The 17,380-nt window shown below is 71.8% G+C and carries 13 protein-coding genes; 11 read left to right on the top strand and 2 right to left on the bottom strand.

Going from position 1 to position 17,380, the window contains the following annotated elements; all coding sequences use genetic code 11:
• The first annotated feature begins 282 nt into the window (after window positions 1-282).
• The 10 genes from VF665_RS05075 (at window position 283) to VF665_RS05120 (ending at window position 13,625) form a co-directional block, all read left to right on the top strand.
• A complete protein-coding gene (locus tag VF665_RS05075; RefSeq protein ID WP_331052330.1) occupies window positions 283-594 on the top strand; it encodes an NHLP leader peptide family RiPP precursor in 312 nt (103 codons plus the stop codon).
• On the top strand, window positions 591-767 hold the full coding sequence (locus VF665_RS05080; RefSeq protein WP_331052331.1) for a hypothetical protein: 177 nt from the start codon (window positions 591-593) through the stop codon (window positions 765-767). Before VF665_RS05075 ends, VF665_RS05080 begins: the two co-directional genes overlap by 4 nt.
• 32 nt (window positions 768-799) lie before the next feature.
• A complete protein-coding gene (locus VF665_RS05085) occupies window positions 800-2,332 on the top strand; it encodes a TolC family protein (RefSeq protein WP_331052332.1) in 1,533 nt (510 codons plus the stop codon).
• Between the two features lie 70 nt (window positions 2,333-2,402).
• A complete protein-coding gene (locus VF665_RS05090; RefSeq protein ID WP_331052333.1) occupies window positions 2,403-3,662 on the top strand; it encodes an NHLP bacteriocin system secretion protein in 1,260 nt (419 codons plus the stop codon).
• A gap of 108 nt (window positions 3,663-3,770) precedes the next feature.
• Window positions 3,771-6,035: an NHLP family bacteriocin export ABC transporter peptidase/permease/ATPase subunit gene (locus VF665_RS05095; protein ID WP_331052334.1), complete on the top strand. Its 2,265-nt coding sequence runs from the start codon at window positions 3,771-3,773 to the stop codon at window positions 6,033-6,035.
• A gap of 7 nt (window positions 6,036-6,042) precedes the next feature.
• Entirely contained in the window at window positions 6,043-8,976 is a 2,934-nt protein-coding gene (locus VF665_RS05100) for an NHLP bacteriocin export ABC transporter permease/ATPase subunit (RefSeq protein WP_331052335.1), read from the top strand.
• 35 nt (window positions 8,977-9,011) lie between these two features.
• Complete coding sequence (locus tag VF665_RS05105; RefSeq protein ID WP_331052336.1) at window positions 9,012-10,190, top strand: ABC transporter substrate-binding protein; 1,179 nt, start codon at window positions 9,012-9,014, stop codon at window positions 10,188-10,190.
• Window positions 10,187-11,335 (top strand): DUF7005 family protein, encoded by a 1,149-nt coding sequence (locus VF665_RS05110; protein WP_331052337.1) that lies wholly within the window; start codon window positions 10,187-10,189, stop codon window positions 11,333-11,335. The genes VF665_RS05105 and VF665_RS05110 overlap by 4 nt, the downstream gene beginning before the upstream one ends.
• A 474-nt stretch (window positions 11,336-11,809) precedes the next feature.
• Complete coding sequence (locus tag VF665_RS05115) at window positions 11,810-12,946, top strand: sigma 54-interacting transcriptional regulator (RefSeq protein WP_331052338.1); 1,137 nt, start codon at window positions 11,810-11,812, stop codon at window positions 12,944-12,946.
• Between the two features lie 241 nt (window positions 12,947-13,187).
• Window positions 13,188-13,625, top strand: a complete 438-nt coding sequence (locus VF665_RS05120) for a WGxxGxxG family protein (RefSeq protein WP_331052339.1) — start codon at window positions 13,188-13,190, stop codon at window positions 13,623-13,625.
• A gap of 212 nt (window positions 13,626-13,837) precedes the next feature.
• On the opposite strand, the gene VF665_RS05125 is transcribed toward VF665_RS05120, so the two are convergent.
• Window positions 13,838-14,596, bottom strand: a complete 759-nt coding sequence (locus VF665_RS05125) for an endonuclease III (protein ID WP_331052340.1) — start codon at window positions 14,594-14,596, stop codon at window positions 13,838-13,840.
• Between the two features lie 107 nt (window positions 14,597-14,703).
• Between VF665_RS05125 and VF665_RS05130 the strand changes: the two genes are divergently transcribed.
• Window positions 14,704-16,314 carry an ATP-binding protein gene (locus tag VF665_RS05130; protein ID WP_331052341.1) on the top strand — a complete coding sequence of 537 codons (1,611 nt, stop codon included), beginning with the start codon at window positions 14,704-14,706 and terminating at the stop codon, window positions 16,312-16,314.
• Window positions 16,315-16,879: 565 nt separating this feature from the next.
• Here the strand turns inward: VF665_RS05130 and VF665_RS05135 are convergent.
• Window positions 16,880-17,203, bottom strand: coding sequence for a hypothetical protein (locus VF665_RS05135; RefSeq protein WP_331052342.1), 324 nt, complete (start codon window positions 17,201-17,203; stop codon window positions 16,880-16,882).
• Window positions 17,204-17,380 lie beyond the last annotated feature (177 nt).

Here is a 17,380-nt window from a genome sequence, read left to right on the forward strand (position 1 = left end):
CCCACGACTACGGTGGCGCCGCGCGGACCGCGCGGCGCCTCCGTTCGCTTTCTCCGCTCCACACGGTTCCGGACGATCCGTTTTCGTGGCGCACGGGCCGCGCGCGGATAGAGCGCGGGCTCTACCGGGTAGAGCGAACGCTCCCCCGGGGCGCGCCGCCCATGTCGCATCGTTCTCCCAAGCCGCTGCAGGGAAAGCACTTGAGAGAAGGCGGGCGCGAGCATGGCGATTGCCTTTAGCTCCGCCGTTCCCGCACGACCCCCCTCCATTCCGGAGTACGTGATGTCCCACCTGGACCACAACAAGCTGTTGGAAGCCGTCGTTCACCGCGCGAGCGGTGACCGCGTGTTCCGGCAGCAGCTGCTGGCCGACCCGGCCGCGGCGATCCGCGCCGGGTACGGCGTAACCCTCCCGGCCGGATTCCGCATTCAGTTCGTGGAAAAGCCGGCCACCCTGGACGTCCTCATCGTCCTTCCCGAGCTGGCCGCCGGGGAGGAGCTGTCCGACGACGACCTGGAAGCCGTCGCGGGTGGAACCGCCGGCGCCTGGTCGCCGCCGCCGCCGCCCCCCCCGCCGGGCGACACCACGCCATGAGCAGCGCCACTCTCACTCCCCGCCGCCTCGAGGTTCTTCCCGCGGCTGCCGTGGCGGTGAGCGTGGATCCCGATTCGGAGCTGTCCGACGACCAGCTGGAATGCGTCGTCGGCGGCCTCGCCCGGGTTCTCCCTCCCGTCCCGACCCTGATGCCGGTTCAGGCCGCGGCCTGAACCTCCCCGTACCCTCGCCGTACCGAATGACCATGCCGAAGGGAACCTTTTCCACCGCGGTCCGCGGCGTGGCCGTCATGGCCGCGCTCACGCTGGCTGGCGCCCCCCGCGCCGCCGCGCAGACCACCCCCGGGCTCACGCTGGACGACGTCGTCCGCCGCGCTGCCGCCCACGGCCCCCAGGCCAACCTGGTGCGGGCCGCGGTGGACGCCGTGTACGCACGCACGCTCACGGCGTCGGCCCCCTTTGACACGCACCTGGCCGCCAGCGTCGCTGGCGGCCAGGAAAGCGGCCAGCGCGCTCTTTCGACCGGGCTGTCGCCGTTTACGCAGCACACCACCGAATACGCCCTGCAGGCCAGCCGCCGCCTTCGCTCGGGCATCGTGCTGCAGCCGCAGGTGAACGTGCGCCGCACCTCGGAAGTGGGCGTCGCCGCCGTGGACGCCGCCTCGGGCGTGAGCCTGGGCGTCATGGTGCCGCTGATGCGCGACCGGATGGCCCGCGCCAGCGGCGCCAGCGCCCGCGGGCTGGCCTACCGCGCCGCCGCCGGCCCCCACGACATCCGCTACGGCACCGAAGTGGGCGCCGGCGCCGCCGCCGCCGCCTACTGGGACTACGCCGCGGCCTGCGCCCGCCTGGAGGTCTTTGCCGAGGCCGAGCGCCGCGCCGCCCGGCGCCTGGAAGAAACCCGCGTGCTGGTGCGCGGCGACGAGCGCCCCGCGGCCGAGCTGAACCCGCTGCAGGCCGCCGTGTCCCGCGCCCGCGTGCAGCGCATCGGCGCCGAGCAGGCCGTCGACGAGGCCCGCATCCAGCTGGGAATCGCGCTGGGAATGGGCACCGGCGAGCTGGGCGAGCTGGGCACCCCCGTGACCCCCTTTCCCAAGCCGGAGGCCTGGACCCCCGACGCCGCCGAACGCGAGCGCGTCGTGCGGCTGGCGCTGGAGCGGCGCGGCGACGTGGTGGGAACGCGGCTGGAGCTGACCAGCGACGAGGTGCTGCTGGCCGGCGCCCGCGAAAACCTGAAGCCGCAGCTGGACCTGCACCTGAACGTGGGCTACACCGGGCGCCAGCTGGGCGGCGGGCTGGGCGGGCTGGTGCAGCCGCTGTACCGCGACGTGCCGGGGATGAATGCCTCCGTACAGGTGCAGTACCAGATCCCCGTCGCCCGCACCGAGGCCCGCGGCCAGTCGGCGGCCGCCGAGGCCGCCCGGCTGGAAAAGTCGCTGCGCCTGGAGCACCTGGAGCGCGAAGTGTCGGGCTCGGTGCTGTCGGCCATGCTGGCCGTAAGCCGCGGCTCGGCCGCGCTGGTGGAGGCCGACCGCGCCGTGGCCCTGTACCGCGTCTCGGTGAACGACGAGCAGCAGAAGAACCGCCTGGGCGTGTCGACGCTGCTGGACGTGACCTACGCCGAAGACAACCTCACCAACGCGCTCCTGGCCTCCGTCAACAGCCGCATGGCGTACGCCAAGGCGCTGTCGCAGCTGCGCGTGAACACCGGCACCCTGGCGCGCGAGGTGGACGGCGGCCTGGTGCTGGACGCCGCGCTGCTGCTGACCCGTCCCTGACCGCGCACCCGACTCCCGGGCCCGTCCGCGGACCCTCGCTTCTCGCACTCCCGCACCGCGTTTTCGCCCTATGGACAATCGAGTCTTCCGCAAGGTGTCCCTGGACCGGCTCTCGTCGCCCGAGCAGCTCGACCAGGTGATGCAGGTGACCAACCCCCGCGGCTGGCTGGCGCTGGCCGCCGTCGGCTCCCTGCTGGCCATGGCCATCGGCTGGGGGATCTGGGGAACGCTCTCGGAGAAGGTGGCCGGCGGCGGGATCCTGCTCAAGAGCGGCGGCGTCTTTGAGGTGGTGAGCCCCGCCGAGGGGCGCGTCACCGACGTTTCCGTGAGCGTGGGCGACAGCGTGACCGAGGGCCAGGTGGTGGCCTGGATCGCCCAGCCCGAGCTCAGCGCCCGCCTGCAGGAAGCCAAAACGCGCCTGGCTGCCCTGCGCGGCGAGTACGAGCGCACCCTGGCCTTTGCCGGCAGCGACGCCCAGCTGCAGTCGCTGAGCACCTCCGAGCAGCAGAGCAACCTGCGGCAGACCATTGCCGCCGACGAGCAGAACCTGCGCTGGCTGGGAGAGCGCATCACCAGCCAGGAGCAGCTGGTTTCGCAGGGGCTGCTCACGCGCGCCGCCCTGCTGCAGACGCGCCAGACCCACGAGCAGACGCGCGAGCGCATCCGCACCGCCCGCAGCCAGCTGGCCCAGCTGGAGGTGCAGGCCGCCACCACGCGCAACGACCGCAGCCGCCAGGTGTCCACCAGCCGCCGCGAAATCGAACTGGCCCAGCTGGAGCTCGACAAGCTGGCCAACGACCTTCGCCGCGCCACGCAGGTGGTGTCGCCCTACACGGGGCGCATCCTGGAAGTGACCACCGAGCAGGGCAAGATGGTGGGCCGCGGCGAAAGCGTGCTGAACCTGGACCTCACCGGCAGCTCGGTGAAGAACCTGGTGGCCGTGATCTACGTCCCCTCGGTGCACGGCAAGCGCGTGCGCCCGGGCATGACCATTCAGATCGCCCCCAGCACCGTGCGGCAGGAAGAGTTCGGGATGATGCTGGGCAAGGTGACCTTCGTGTCCAACTTTCCCGCCACCCCGCGCGGAATGGGCTTGGCGCTCAAGAACGAAAAGCTGGTGCAGTCGCTGAGCGGCAACGGCGCCCCGTACGAGGTGCACGCCGACCTGATCGTGGACCCGTCCACCGTGAGCCGCTACCGCTGGTCGTCCAGCGGCGGCCCGCCGGTGGAGATCCAGAGCGGCACCCTGGCCAGCGGCCTGGTGACCGTGGACCGCCAGCGCCCCCTGGGCGCCGTGCTTCCGCTCATGCGCCGCTGGACGGGGATGTAGCCCGCGGGCCCCGCCCCGCTCCCCCCGCCCGACCCGACCCGTGACCGATCCGGGCGCGCCCCCTCCGGGCGCGCCCGCCACCGAACGACGAACGCCCTGAAGGCCGCGATGCCACTGGACGCCACCACCGCACGGCGGCGCTGGGGAAAGCTGAAGCTGGCTCCCTGGTTCCGCACCGCGAACCCCGAAACCCCCGACACGCCCGCCGAGGCGCCCCGGCGCTGGGTGCGCAGCCCCACCATCCTGCAGATGGAGGCGGTGGAGTGCGGCGCCGCGTCGCTGGCCATGATCCTGGCCCACCACGGCCGGCACGTGCCGCTGGAAGAGCTGCGCGTGGCCTGCGGCGTGTCGCGCGACGGCAGCAAGGCCAACAACCTGCTCAAGGCCGCGCGCGGCATGGGGCTGGAGGCCAAGGGCTTCAAGAAGGAGCCCGCCCAGCTGCGCTCCATGGCCATGCCGGCCATCGTGCACTGGAACTTCAACCACTTTCTGGTGCTGGACGGCTTTCACAAGGGCCGGGTGCGCATCAACGACCCCGCCCAGGGGCCGCGCGTCATCAGCGAGGCGGAGTTCGACCAGTCGTTCACGGGCGTGGTGCTCACCTTCGCAAAGACGGAGGCGTTCCAGGCCGGCGGGGACCGCGGCGGGCTGCTGGCCGCGCTGGCGCCCCGCCTGGCCGGCTCGCGCACGGCGCTGCTGTTCGTGATCCTGGCCGGCCTGGCGCTGGTGGTTCCCGGGCTGGTGGTGCCCACGTTCAGCCGCGTCTTCGTGGACAACGTGCTGGTGAAGGGACTCACCTCGTGGCTGCGCCCCCTGCTCATCCTCATGGGGGTCACGGGGCTCATCCAGGCCACCGTCACCTACCTGCAGCAGCGCTACCTGCTGCGCCTGGAAACCAAGGTGGCGCTCACCACCTCGGCCGCCTTCTTCTGGCACGTGCTGCGGCTCCCCATCACCTTCTTCAACCAGCGCTTCGCCGGTGAAATCGGCGCGCGCGTGGCCATCAACGACAAGGTGGCGCGGCTGCTGAGCGGCGAGCTGGCCACCACGGTGCTGAACTTCATCGTCATCGCCTTCTACGCGGCCATGATGATTCAGTACGACGTCTGGCTCACGGCGCTGTCGGTGGGGATCGTGCTGCTGAACATGGCGGTGCTGCGCCTCATGTCGCGCACCCGGGTGGACCTCACGCAGCGGCTGGCGCAGGACGCCGGCAAGCTGATGGGCACGGCCATGGGCGGGCTGCAGACCATCGAGTCGCTCAAGGCCACCGGGAGCGAGTCGGACTTCTTCGCCCGCTGGAGCGGCTACCAGGCCAAGGTCATCAACGCCAGCCAGCAGCTGTCCGTCACCAGCCAGGTGCTGGCGCAGGTCCCCCCGTTCCTGCTTTCCATCAACACGGCGCTGCTGCTGGGCTTCGGCGGCATGCGGGTGATGGACGGGCACCTGAGCATGGGGATGCTGATGGCCTTTCAGGCACTCATGCTGGCCTTCGTCAATCCCGTCAACCGCCTGGTTTCGCTGGGCGGCACCCTGCAGGAAGTGCGCGGCGACATGAACCGGCTGGACGACGTGCTGCGGGCCCGGGTGGACCCGCGCGCGCTCCCCCCCGGGCACGAGGACGACGCCGCGGCCGAGGGCACGCCGGCCAAGCTGGGCGGCTTTCTGGAGCTGCGCGGCGTGACCTTCGGCTACTCGCCGCTGGACCCGCCGCTGATTGAAAACTTCAACCTCTCGCTGCGCCCGGGCAGCCGGGTGGCGCTGGTGGGCGGCTCCGGCTGCGGCAAGAGCACCGTCAGCAAGCTGGTGAGCGGGCTGTACCAGCCCTGGGCGGGCGAAATCCTCTTCGACGGGCGCGTGCGCGAGGCGTACCCCCGGGCCGTGGTGGCCTCGTCCATGGCCATCGTTGACCAGGACATCTTCATGTTCGAGGGGAGCATCCGCGACAACGTGACGCTGTGGGACGCCACCGTCCCCGAGGCCGACCTGCTGCAGGCCAGCCGCGACGCCTGCATTCACGACGAGGTGGCATCGCGCCCCGGCGGCTACGCCAGCGCGGTGGAAGAGGGCGGCACCAACTTCAGCGGCGGGCAGCGGCAGCGGCTGGAGATCGCCCGCGCCCTGGCCAACAACCCCACCCTGCTGGTGCTGGACGAGGCCACGAGCGCCCTGGACCCGGCCACCGAAAAGACCATCGACGACAACCTGCGCCGCCGCGGCTGCACCTGCCTGATCGTGGCGCACCGGCTCAGCACCATTCGCGACTGCGACGAGATCATCGTGCTGGACCACGGCAAGATCGTGCAGCGCGGCACCCACGAGCAGCTCGCCGCCCTTCCCGGCTACTACAGCCGCCTCATCGCCTCCGAGTAGAAGAATCATGTCTGACGTGACCGCGATGGCCGTCCCCGTCCTGCCGGACGGCGCCCCCGAGGTGGAGGCCGGCAGCGACCGCCCCTTTCTGCTGGGCGGGGCCGGCGCCTGGCTGGTGCGCTCCGGGCGCATCGACGTATTCGCCGTCCCCCTGGCCGGGGGCGAGGTGGCGGGCAGCCGTACGCACCTGTTCCGGGTGGAAGACGGCGGCCTGCTGTTCGGCACCGGCGGGGCCGGCGACGCCTCGGTGGGGCTGCTGGCCGTGGGCTCGCCCGGCACCCGGGTGTCGCCCATGGAGCGCCGCCAGCTGGGCGCCGCCGCGCTGGACCCCGCGCGCAGCGCCACCCTGGCCGCCCTGCTGGACGACTGGGTGACGCTGCTGTGCGCCGCCGTGTCGCGCGACCGCATCCCGGAAGACTGCGCCGAGGTAACCCCCGAAGCCCCCGAGCCGCCGGCCGGCGCCCGCTTCGTGCGGCCGGGCCGCAGCGTGGCCTGGCTGCGCCACCAGGAGGGCGCGTCGCTCCTGCTGGGGATTCCGGGAATGAAGGTTAACGGCGACTTCACCCCCCTTTCGCGCCGCGCGTGGATGGAGGTGCAGGGGCGCTGCCAGGTCGACGTGATGGACACCCCCGACGCGCTGGACCAGGGCGAGGCGTGGGAGGGCCTGGAGCGGCTGCACGGGCTGGTGCTGGCGTGCGCGGCACGGATGGCCGCCGAGGCGGCCCGGCTGGAGCGCGAGCGGCTGGACGAAAAGGCCGCCGCCGGCCGGGGCGCCTTCCGCGGCGCCATGTGCCGCCTGGCGGGGACGCTGGAAACCGGCGCGCCCGCCGCCCGCGTGCGCATGCGCGCCGCCGAAGAGGCGGGCCCCGGCGAGGACGACCTGCTGGCCGCCTGCCGACTGGTAGGCGCCGCCATGGACCTGCCGGTGACCCCGTACCCGCACGAAAAAGGCGCCGCGCTTCCCCGCGACCCCCTGGCCGCTGTGGCGCGCGCCTCCCGCTTCCGCACCCGCCAGGTGGTGCTGCACGAGGGGTGGTGGCGCGAGGACGGCGGGCCGCTGCTGGCCTGGATGGCCGACGACGAGCGCCCCGTTGCGCTGGTGCCCGCGCCGGGCGCCCGCTACACCCTGCACGACCCCCGCAACCGGGTGGAAGTGCCGGTGGACGCTGCCACGGCCGACGGGGTGAAGCCGCTGGCCTTCAGCTTCTACCGCCCCTTCGCCGATCAGAAGCTGTCGCTGATGGACGTGGTGCGCTTCGGTCTGCGGGGCTGCGGGCGCGACCTGGCCATGGTGGGCGGGCTGAGCGCCGCCGCGGCGCTGCTCTCCCTGGTCACGCCGATCGCGACGGGGATGATCTTCAACGACGTGATTCCCGGGGCCGAGCGCGGCCAGCTGGGGCAGATCACCCTGGCGCTGCTGGTGATCGCGGTGGCCACCTTTCTGTTTCGCCTGGCGACGGGAGTGGCGCTGGCCCGCATCGAAGGGCGCATGGGCGGCAGCACGCAGGCCGCGGTATGGGACCGGGTGCTGGGGCTTCCCATGCCCTTCTTTCGCCCGTACTCGGCCGGCAACCTGGCCAGCCGCGCCATGGGCATCGACGCCATCCGCCAGCAGCTGTCCGGCGCCACCATCTCGGCGCTGCTCTCGGGGCTGTTCTCGCTGGTGCACTTCGGGCTGCTGTACAGCTACTCGCCGCGGCTGGCGGTGTGGGGCACGGGGCTGATCGCGGTGGCCATCGCCGTGGCGGCGGCCGCAAGCCGGGTGCAGCGTGCCTCCGAGCACGAGATCGCCGCGCTGCGCGGCCGCCTGTCGGGCTCGGTGCTGCAGTTCCTTTCGTCCATCGCCAAGCTGCGCAGCGCCGCGGCCGAGGGGCAGGCGTTCAGCATCTGGGCGCGCGGCTTCAGCGAGCAGCGCCGGCTGCAGTTCCGCGCCCGCTCGGTGCAGAACCTGGTGAACTCGTTCAACGCCGGGTACCCGGTGGTCACCACGCTGGTGCTGTACGCGGTGGCGCTGCCGCTCATGAGCGATCCGGAGAATCCGCTGCGCACGGGCGACTTCATGGCCTTCATGGCCTCGTTCGGCACCTGCCTGGCGGGCATGCTGGGCGCTTCCACGGCGCTGCTGGGCGCGCTTTCCGTCATCCCGCTGTACGAGCAGGCGCGGCCCATCCTGGAAACGCTTCCCGAGGTGGACACCGCCAAGGCCGATCCCGGGGTGCTCACCGGGGGCATCGACATCGAGCGCGTCACCTTTCGCTACAACCCCGAAGGCGCCCCCATCCTGCGCGACCTCACCATGCGCATTCAGCCGGGCGAGTTCGTGGCCTTCGTGGGGCCGTCGGGCTCCGGCAAGAGCACGCTGCTGCGGCTGCTGCTGGGCTTCGAGACGCCGGAAAGCGGGGGCGTGTACTACGACGGGCGCGAGCTGGCCGGGCTGGACGCCCAGGCGGTGCGCCGGCAGATCGGGGTGGTGCTGCAGAACGGCCGGCTGATGTCGGGCGACATCTTCACCAACATCATGGGCAGCACCCCGGGCACGCAGGAGGACGCGTGGGAGGCGGCGCGCATGGCCGGCTTCGACGAGGACGTGCGCGGCATGCCCATGGGGATGCACACCGTGGTGAGCGAGGGGGGCGGCACCCTGTCGGGCGGCCAGCGCCAGCGGCTCATGATCGCCCGCGCCATCGTGCAGCGGCCGCGCATCCTCTTCTTCGACGAGGCCACCAGCGCGCTCGACAACCGCACGCAGGCCATTGTCACCGAAAGCCTGGACCGCCTGAGCGCCACCCGCATCGTCATCGCCCACCGGCTCAGCACCGTGCTGCATGCGGACCGCATCTTCGTCATCGAGGCCGGGCGCATCGTGCAGACGGGGAGCTACGACGAACTGATCGCGCAGGAAGGGCTCTTCGCCGAACTGGCGAAGCGGCAGATGGCCTGATGAACAATCGAACCGAAGCACCGAGGAACCCGCACATGACGCGCATCCGTCTGGCCCCGTCCCTGGCCGCCCTGCTCGCCCTCGCGGCGGCCTGCGGCCCCGGCTCTCCCGCCGAACAGCGCGCCCGCCTGGGGCGCGAAGGCAAGGGCGACATCACCGTCGCCGCGGTCTGGCCCTTTCAGGCGCGGGGCGAAATCCGCTTCGCCGAGGGGCTGCAGATGGCGGTGGAAGAGGTGAACGCCTCCGGCGGCATTCACGGCCGCAGGATCAAGCTCCGCATGGAGGACGACCGCGGCTCCGTGAACGACGGGCTGCTGGTGGCGCAGAAGCTGGCCGACGACCCTTCCGTGGCCGCCGTCATCGGTCACCTGAACAGCTACGTCACCGTTCCCGCCGCCTCCGTGTACGACGCGGCCGGCATGGTGCTGGTAGCCCCGGCCTCCACCGACCCGGAGCTCACCAGCAAGGGGTACGGCCGCGTATTCCGCATCATCCCCACCGACCAGCAGACCGGCCGGCAGATGGCGGACTACGCCTCGCGCCACGGCATGAACAAGGTGGCCATCTACTACGTGCGCAACAGCTACGGCCGCGCGCTGGCCAACGCCTTCGAGGAGCGGGCGGCCACCCGCGGCGTCACGGTGGAGGCGCGGGCCAGCTACGCGCCGGAGGCCCGGGCCGACGGGCGCACCTTTGCGCCGGTGCTGGAGCAGTGGAAGGACATGGAGCTGGACGCCATCTTCCTGGCCGGGCAGGTGCCGCAGGCCGGCTACCTGGTGGCCGAGGCGCGCCGGCTGGGGATCACCGTCCCCATCCTGGGCAACGACGCCATGAGCTCGCCCGCGCTGGTGCAGGGCGGGGGCGCGGCGGTGGAGGGCACGGTGGTTCCCTCGCCCTTTCACGCCTCGGAGCCGCGGGGCGAGGTGCAGCGCTTCGCCTCCGCCTTCGAGCGCAGGTACCACGCGGAGGCCGATCCCGGCGCCGCGCTGGGCTACGACGCGGTGATGGTGCTCGCGCAGGCCATGCGCACCGCCAGGTCGGCGGAAAGCGCCGACGTGTCGGCGGCGTTGCGCGCGCTGCGGGCGCAGGGGGTCACCGGCGCGCTCGCGTTCGACGGGCGCGGCGACCTGGCCGAGCGGCAGATGGTGAAGATGGTGGTGCGCGGCGGCCAGTTCCGCTACCTGAGCGAGGCGCTCGCCCGGGCGGACCGGTGAGCGCGGACGCGGAGTTCCGCGCGGCCGTCCTGGCCGCGCACGGCGCCCGCGGGGCCGAGGTCGGCGAGCTGCTGGCGTACAGCGAGAACGCCTTCGTTCCGGCGGAGGGGGACACGGAGTGGCCGCTGGCGGACGAACCGTTCGTGGCCGCGTGGGACGGGTACGCCGCCCGCGCCGCCGGGGAGGGCGCCGCCGCGGTGCTGGGGGAGGTGCTTCCGCAGCTGCGCTTTCCCATCCAGGACGGGATGGCGGCTGAGGACGGCTACCGCGCCGCCACGCTGCGCGGCCTTCCCGAGTCGCACCCGGGCGGGGGCGTGCGCTTTGTGGACGAGGCGGGGATCCGGCTGTTCGTGCACCCCACCGCCGCGGGGCGCATTCCCGTGATCGTGGCCCGCGCGCGCCAGGACTTCGTGGCCCTGCTGCGGGCGCTCACCCGCAAGAACCAGCCGGACGCCATCCCGGATTCCATGGGCGCCTGCATCGTGGGCGGGTACAACAACTGGGACCGGGTGGCCCGGCTGCGGGCGGAGTGGGAGGCGCACAACGCGCCCGCGGGGTGGGCGGCGCACTTTCGCGACGCCGTGGTGCCGCGCCGCGAGCTGTACCAGGACCGCTTCATCCTGCTTTCGAGCGGGCCGTACAGCGCGGTGGACGCCGCTTCGCTGGGGCTGGACGCGGACGAATGGCGCGAGCGCTCCGTGGCGCTGCGGCTGGATCATGAGTGCGCGCACTACTTCACCCGCCGCGTGTGGGGAAGCATGCGCAACTCGCTGCACGACGAGCTGATCGCCGACTACCAGGGGATCCGCGCGGTGGAGGGGCGCTACCGGGCGGACTGGTTTCTCCGCTTCATGGGGGTGGAAAGCGAGGACGGCTACCGGGAGGGGGGACGCCTGCAGAACTACCGCGGCACCCCGCCCCTTTCCGACGGCGCGTTCACGGTGCTCGGGCGCCTGGTGCGCTCGGCGGCGGCGGGGCTGGAAGCGATGGACGCGCTCCGTCCGCGCGGTGCCGTGCGCCCCGCGCGGGAAACGGCGCGCGTGCTGAGCGTGCTGACCGCGGCCTCGCTGGAGGAGCTCGCCTCGGCGGAATCCGCGCAGGGCGTGCGTACTGCGCTGGCAACTCCTGAAGCGGCATTGGCCTGAGGCCCGGTTCACGCGCGTAGTTCGGCGCGTTGCATGACGAACCCCTTTCCGTCCAACATGACGGGGAGGGGTTCTGTCTGTCCGTATACGGAAATCGATGCGGACAAAGCGTTTCCGCCGGTATGGCCGCTTTGTGGCGATGGCGGAATATGTGTGTGTCCGGGGGTTGAAGTTATTGCGTGGCTGGATATGTTTGCTCCACACCTTTCCCGGCGCTCCTCACCCGACGTGCGTTTTTCCCGCCGCCTCCGCGGGCGGGGCCGCACGCCCGGTTCTCCTTCTCCGCCGCCCGCGCGCGGCGGGGGGGACGCGAGGGTCCGCGCCCGGTGTGTTCCCCGGCTCGCCGGCTCCGCGCTCCCGCCGCGCCATCCCGCTCACCTTTGCCGCTCCGCCGCCCGGTCGCCGTCCCGTTCTCCATTCCGCGGATGCCGTAGTGCCCGCCCGTGCAGTCTTTTCAAAAGTGAGATCCCCGCTGTGCAGACCGCCGTATCGCTGACCGCCCCGGATTCGTCGCTCATGCTGGACTCCGCCGTGGACCTGTACCGCCACTCGCTGGACGAGTGGGGGGAAAAGAAGGCCACGGTGCTCATTGGCCGCCACCCCCTTCTGGCCGAGGCCATCGCCAAGACGGTCCGCTTCGCCGGCGCCGAAAGCCCCGTGCTCATCACGGGCGAAACGGGTACGGGCAAGGAGCTGTTCGCCCGCGCCGTGTTTCTGAACGCGCGCCGCCACCGCCGCTGCTTTCTGAGCGTGAACTGCGCCCAGTACGTGGGCACCGAGCTCATCGCCAGCGAGCTGTTCGGCCACCGCAAGGGGAGCTTCACGGGCGCGGTGACGGAGCACCGCGGCATCTTTGAGGAAGCGGACGGCGGCTTCGTGTTTCTGGACGAAATCGGCGACCTTCCCATGCAGGCGCAGGCCATGCTGCTGCGCGCGCTGGGCGAGGGCGAGATCGTGCCGGTGGGGAGCAACCAGGTCAAGCGGGTGGACGTGCGGGTCGTAGCCGCCACCAGCCGCGACCTGCAGCCCATGATCGCGGCGGGCAAGTTTCGCGCGGACCTGTACTACCGCCTTCGCCCCCTGCACGTGCAGGTGCCCGCGCTGCGCGACCGCAGCGACGACTGGGAACTGATTGCGCGGCACTACCTGGACCGGCTGAGCCGCCAGGCGCGCACCCCCAAGGACCTGTCGGCCGCCGCGCGGGCGGCGCTGCGCACGCACCGCTGGCCCGGCAACGTGCGCGAGGTCAAGAGCGTGGTGGAGACGGGCTTTCACATCGCGGACGGCTGCCAGATCGCCCCGGCCGACTTTGCGGGCGCGCTGGACATGTCCGCGCGCGAGCAGCAGGAGCTGAACAACGCCCGCTCCATCGGCGAGATCTGCGCGCGGATGAGCGCCGGGCAGGTGAGCTTCTGGGACGAGGTGCACCGCCCGTTCATCGAGCGCGACCTGAACCGCGACGAGGTGCGACAGATCATCGCCATGGGGCTGGAGTCGTCGCGCGGCAGCTACAAGCGCCTGCTCTCCACCTTTGGCGTGGGCCAGGAGGAGTACCTCAAGTTCATGGACTTTCTGCGCCACCACCGCCTGAAGCCGGAACTGCAGGCCTGAACGCGGGCTGGCTGCGTTTCGCCACCGGGCGACCCTTCCCAACCGGGGCTGCTGGAATGTTCCGGCGGCCCCGGTTCGGTCTGCGGGGTGAATGGGTGCGCGGCGGGGCGCCTTTCCTTCTGCGTCGGCTCGTCGCGCCTCGGCGGGAGCACTCCGCGGCGCATCCAATGGCGGATTGCGGCATGGTCTCTGCTCAGGCGGCGCGGCGCGTTGGCCCTTCCGCATCCACAAGGAGAGACAGATGAAGGCACGATTCACACGGCTCGCCCTGTTGGCCCTTCTCTGCTCGACCGGCGCCGCGGCCCAGACGGACTCCGCCGCCGCGGCGACGGGCGCCGCCCCCGCGACGACGCAGGACACCGCGGGGATGGGCGCGGGCACCATGGCTCCCGCCGCCGACACCGCGGGAATGGGAGCCGCCGCCACGACGCCCATGCCGGACACCATGACGATGGCGCCCGCCGCGGCCCCGCCCATGACGGGCGACACGGCGATGACGACCACCACGACCACGGTGCAGGAAGAGGAGGAAGGCGGGTTTGACTGGGGCTGGCTCGGGCTGCTGGGCCTGCTGGGCCTCACCGGCCTGTTCCGCAGGCCCAAGGAGGTCGTGCACCACGAGACGGTGCGCCCCGTCACCGGCCGCACCGATCCGCCGGGCACCCGCCCGCGCATCTGACCGTTGCGCTGGACGTCACGAGCCCCTCCCCGGCCTGCCGGGGAGGGGCTTTCTCGAAACTCCGCGTCCGCCGCGGCGGCCCGCTCCAGGCGCGCCGGCACGGGTGCATGGCGTGCCCCTTCGGCGCTCTCGATTCTGCCACGCAAGGCGCTGTGCCCGCCCGGCATGCCGTCTGGTTCGATGTGGACGCGCCCGATGGCCGATGCACCCCACTACCGGTGCGCCTCTACGCCCACCTGGCGGCAGAACTCCAGCACGGGGCAGGTGGAGCAGCGCGGCAGCCGGCCGGTGCACACGTGCTTTCCAAAAGGCACGAGCAGGCGGTTGATCTCCACGTGGTACCGCTCGGGCAGCATCGACTGCAGCTCCCGCATGGTCCCCTCCGGCGTGGACGCCTGCACGTAGCCCCATCGGTTCGTGACGCGGTGCACGTGCACGTCCACGCCGATGCGCGGCACCCCGCAGGCAATGCCCAGCACCAGGTTGGCGCACTTGGGCCCCACGCCGCGAAAGCTCAGGATCAGCTCCTCATCGCACCCCAGCTCGCCGTCATGCTCCGACACCAGCCGCCGCGCGATCTCCGCGATCTGCCCCGCCTTGGCTTCGTGAAACGCGCAGTCGTGGATCAGCCGGTCGATCTCCTCCACCGGCAGCGCGGCCACCTGCGCCGGCGTGGCGGCGCGCTGGAACAGGGCGAGGGCCATGGGCGTCGTGACCTCGTCGCGCGTGCGGATGCTGATCATGCACGCCACCAGCTGCTGAAACGCGGATCCAAAGCCGCGGTCCCCCAGGTCGAACAGCGCGGCGGGCGCATACGGGCGCACGGCCTTGCGCAGCCGGCGCACCACCTCGTCGATGTCGAACGCACGCTTCTCCATCACGCGCCGGCGGAGCGGGGAATCGGGATGGACGGGCCACGCGGCGCCGGAGTGCAGGATCATGGCCGCGGAGAACGCCGCGATCGTCCGCATCGAAGCGCATCCGATGACCCACGATACGCGCGCCGCCGCTTTCCGCGTCCGGAGCACGGGGATATGTTGCGCGCAAGGCTGTACAGACCTTTCTGCCCGGCTTCCGCATGTCGCACGCCCCCATCCTGTACGACCGCTCCGATCCCGCGCGGCTCGCGTCGCTGCGGAGCACGGAACTGCTGGACGCGCCTCCGGACGAGGTGTTCGACCGGCTGACGCGGCTGGCCGCCCGGCTGGTGCAGGCCCCGGCCGCGTTCGTGAACCTGGTGGACGGCCGGCGGGACTTCTTTCAAAGCTGCTTCGGCTTCGGGGAGCCGCTGTCCACGGTGCGGCAGCTGGAGGAAACCACCTTCTGCCACTACGCGCTCGGCCGCAGCGAGCCGCTGGTCATCAACGACGCGCGGGCGCATCCCGTGTACCGCGCGGTTCCGGCGGTGGAGTCCATGGGCCTCACGGCGTACGTGGGCGTTCCCCTGCACGACGCGCAGGGCCGCCCGCTGGGCACCTTCTGCGTGGTGGATTACCAGCCGCGCGAGTGGACGCAGGACGAGACCGGGGTGCTGATGGAGCTGGCGGGGAGCGCGGAGCGGGAGATCCGCCTGCGCCAGGAACGGCGGTCGCTGCTGGGCACGCGCCATTCACTGGAGCAGGCGCTGCGCGAGCAGGCCGCGGAGCGCGCGTTCAGCGCCACCGTGCTCAACACGGCGGACGCGCTGATCGTGGTGTCGGATGTGGACGGGCGCATCGTGCGCTTCAACCGCGCCTGCGAGCGGCTGACGGGGTGGAGCGAAGACGAGATGCGGGGCCGCTACTTTACCCACTTTCTGGATCCGGCGGACGTGCCGGACGTGGTGGAGATGATGGGTGACCTGGCCGCGGGCGAGTTCGCGCGGCGGCACGAGCACGAGTGGATCACCCGCAGCGGGGCGCGGCGGCGGATCGCGTGGTCCAACGCCGCCATCGCGGGCGAGGACGGCACGGTGACGCACGTGGTGGCCAGCGGCATCGACGTGACCGAGCAGCGCGAGCTGGACCGCCTCAAGGACGAGTTCGCCGCGGTCGTAAGCCACGAGCTGCGCACGCCGCTCACTTCCATCCGCGGCGCCCTGGGGCTGCTCGCCGGGCTCTCCAGTGGCGCCATTGATGACGAGCGCGCGCAGCGGCTGGTAAAGGTGGCCAGCCGCAACGCCGACCGGCTTACGGAGCTCACCAACAGCATTCTCACCATCGAGCGGCTGCGCGCCGGCCGGGACTCGCTGGACCTGCAGGCGCTGGACGCGGGGGAGCTGCTGGCCGCCGCCGCGGAGACGGTGGGCGGCTCGGCGGAGGCGGGCGGCGTGGCGCTGGTCACGCACCCGGCGGCGTTCCGCGTCGTGGCCGACGGGCCCAAGCTCGCGCAGGTGCTGATGAACCTGATCGGCAACGCGGTCAAGTTTTCGCCCGCGGGCTCCATGGTGGAGATCCGCGCCGAAGCCCTGGGCGATCACGCCAGGTTCGCCGTGCAGGACCGCGGGCGCGGCATTCCGGCCGACAAGCTGGACACGGTGTTCGAGCGGTTCCGCCAGGTGCACTCCGATGATGCACGGGAGAAGGGCGGCTCCGGCCTGGGTCTGGCGATCGCGCGCGGGATCGTGGAGCAGCACGGCGGCCGCATCTGGGTGGAAAGCGAACTCGGCGCCGGCAGCACCTTCTTCTTCACCATCCCGATGGATGGATGATGGAGTTGGCGTACCCCGCTGCGTGCGGCTGACGTGATGAATCCGGTGCGCCTGATGCAGTTCGCGCCGCCTTGCCGGCACCTTCCGCCCCGCCGGTATCCTGCCGCCCACCTTGGCGCCGGGGCGTCATTCTGAAGGAGCGTGCGCCGCGCTTTCCCCGGTGCCGCGTCCATGCGCGACTGAAGAATCCCGGACCGAAGCATTCGCCGCGCCGCTGTCCGGCGTGGCGTGCTCCAGCCTCTCCCGCCGCACCCGCAGCGTCCGAGCGCGGCGCGCAACCAGGCGTGCATCGGACGCGGTGGCGCGGGATTCTTCGGTCGGCGCCAGAGTCCTGGGTGGCGGACGGTGCGGCGCGGCGCCTCGCTCAGAATGACACTCGGAATCCGAGGCGGGTGGCCACCGGGGTTCCTGATGGGACCGCGGAAGGACCACGCTTTCGCGCTAAGCCGCGGTTCACCCCAGGAAGTGTGGCAGAAACCAAGCACGCGCGGATCCATGAAAACAGGACGAACGGGGGCGCCTCCCAGCGGAGGCGCCCCCGTTCGTCGTCCACCCGCGGAACGGCTCAGTCCGGGCGCGTGCCGCCGACGGCGGGGTCGCCCTTGCTCTCGCCGCCGCGCTCGTGAATCACGCCGAAGCCGCTGTCCGGCCGCTGCTCGCTGGGCGTGTTGATCTCGTGCTGGCGGTCCTCCGGAATCCCGGCCACCTTCTGGCCGTATCCGCCGGGGCGCTTGTCATCCGCCGAATCCACAAGGCCGGGCGCCGAAAAGTCCGGCCCGCCATCCGGTCCGTCCTGAAAGCCCGCCTCGGCGAACGCCTGCTCGCCGAGCGGGTCCAGGTCCTCGATCTCCTCGGGGTCAAAGCCGGGGTCGATGTTGCGCTTGGGCATGCGTTCTCCGTTGCTGTGTGGTGACGGTCAGCGCCAACCGAGGCGCGGTTCGATGGTGTCCCCATGCCGTATCCGTGCCCGCGCGCCGGGTCGCGCACCGGCTTCGCTCCCGCATCCACCGCCGCGGAAGTCGCGGCCGTACCGATGGTTGGGCATCGGGCCGCCTCGGCCAAGGCT

Origin of the sequence: Longimicrobium sp. (genome assembly GCF_036387355.1) — a bacterium.
Lineage (GTDB): Bacteria > Gemmatimonadota > Gemmatimonadetes > Longimicrobiales > Longimicrobiaceae > Longimicrobium.

Excerpts from the sequence above, each read along its gene's own strand:
- VF665_RS05075 (WP_331052330.1), top strand. The coding sequence starts at position 283 with ATGTCCCACCTGGACCACAACAAGCTGTTGGAAGCCGTCGTTCACCGC.
- VF665_RS05080 (WP_331052331.1), top strand. The coding sequence starts at position 591 with ATGAGCAGCGCCACTCTCACTCCCCGCCGCCTCGAGGTTCTTCCCGCG.
- VF665_RS05085 (WP_331052332.1), top strand. The coding sequence starts at position 800 with ATGCCGAAGGGAACCTTTTCCACCGCGGTCCGCGGCGTGGCCGTCATG.
- VF665_RS05090 (WP_331052333.1), top strand. The coding sequence starts at position 2,403 with ATGGACAATCGAGTCTTCCGCAAGGTGTCCCTGGACCGGCTCTCGTCG.
- VF665_RS05095 (WP_331052334.1), top strand. The coding sequence starts at position 3,771 with ATGCCACTGGACGCCACCACCGCACGGCGGCGCTGGGGAAAGCTGAAG.
- VF665_RS05100 (WP_331052335.1), top strand. The coding sequence starts at position 6,043 with ATGTCTGACGTGACCGCGATGGCCGTCCCCGTCCTGCCGGACGGCGCC.
- VF665_RS05105 (WP_331052336.1), top strand. The coding sequence starts at position 9,012 with ATGACGCGCATCCGTCTGGCCCCGTCCCTGGCCGCCCTGCTCGCCCTC.
- VF665_RS05120 (WP_331052339.1), top strand. The coding sequence starts at position 13,188 with ATGAAGGCACGATTCACACGGCTCGCCCTGTTGGCCCTTCTCTGCTCG.
- VF665_RS05125 (WP_331052340.1), bottom strand. The coding sequence starts at position 14,596 with ATGCGGACGATCGCGGCGTTCTCCGCGGCCATGATCCTGCACTCCGGC.
- VF665_RS05130 (WP_331052341.1), top strand. The coding sequence starts at position 14,704 with ATGTCGCACGCCCCCATCCTGTACGACCGCTCCGATCCCGCGCGGCTC.
- VF665_RS05135 (WP_331052342.1), bottom strand. The coding sequence starts at position 17,203 with ATGCCCAAGCGCAACATCGACCCCGGCTTTGACCCCGAGGAGATCGAG.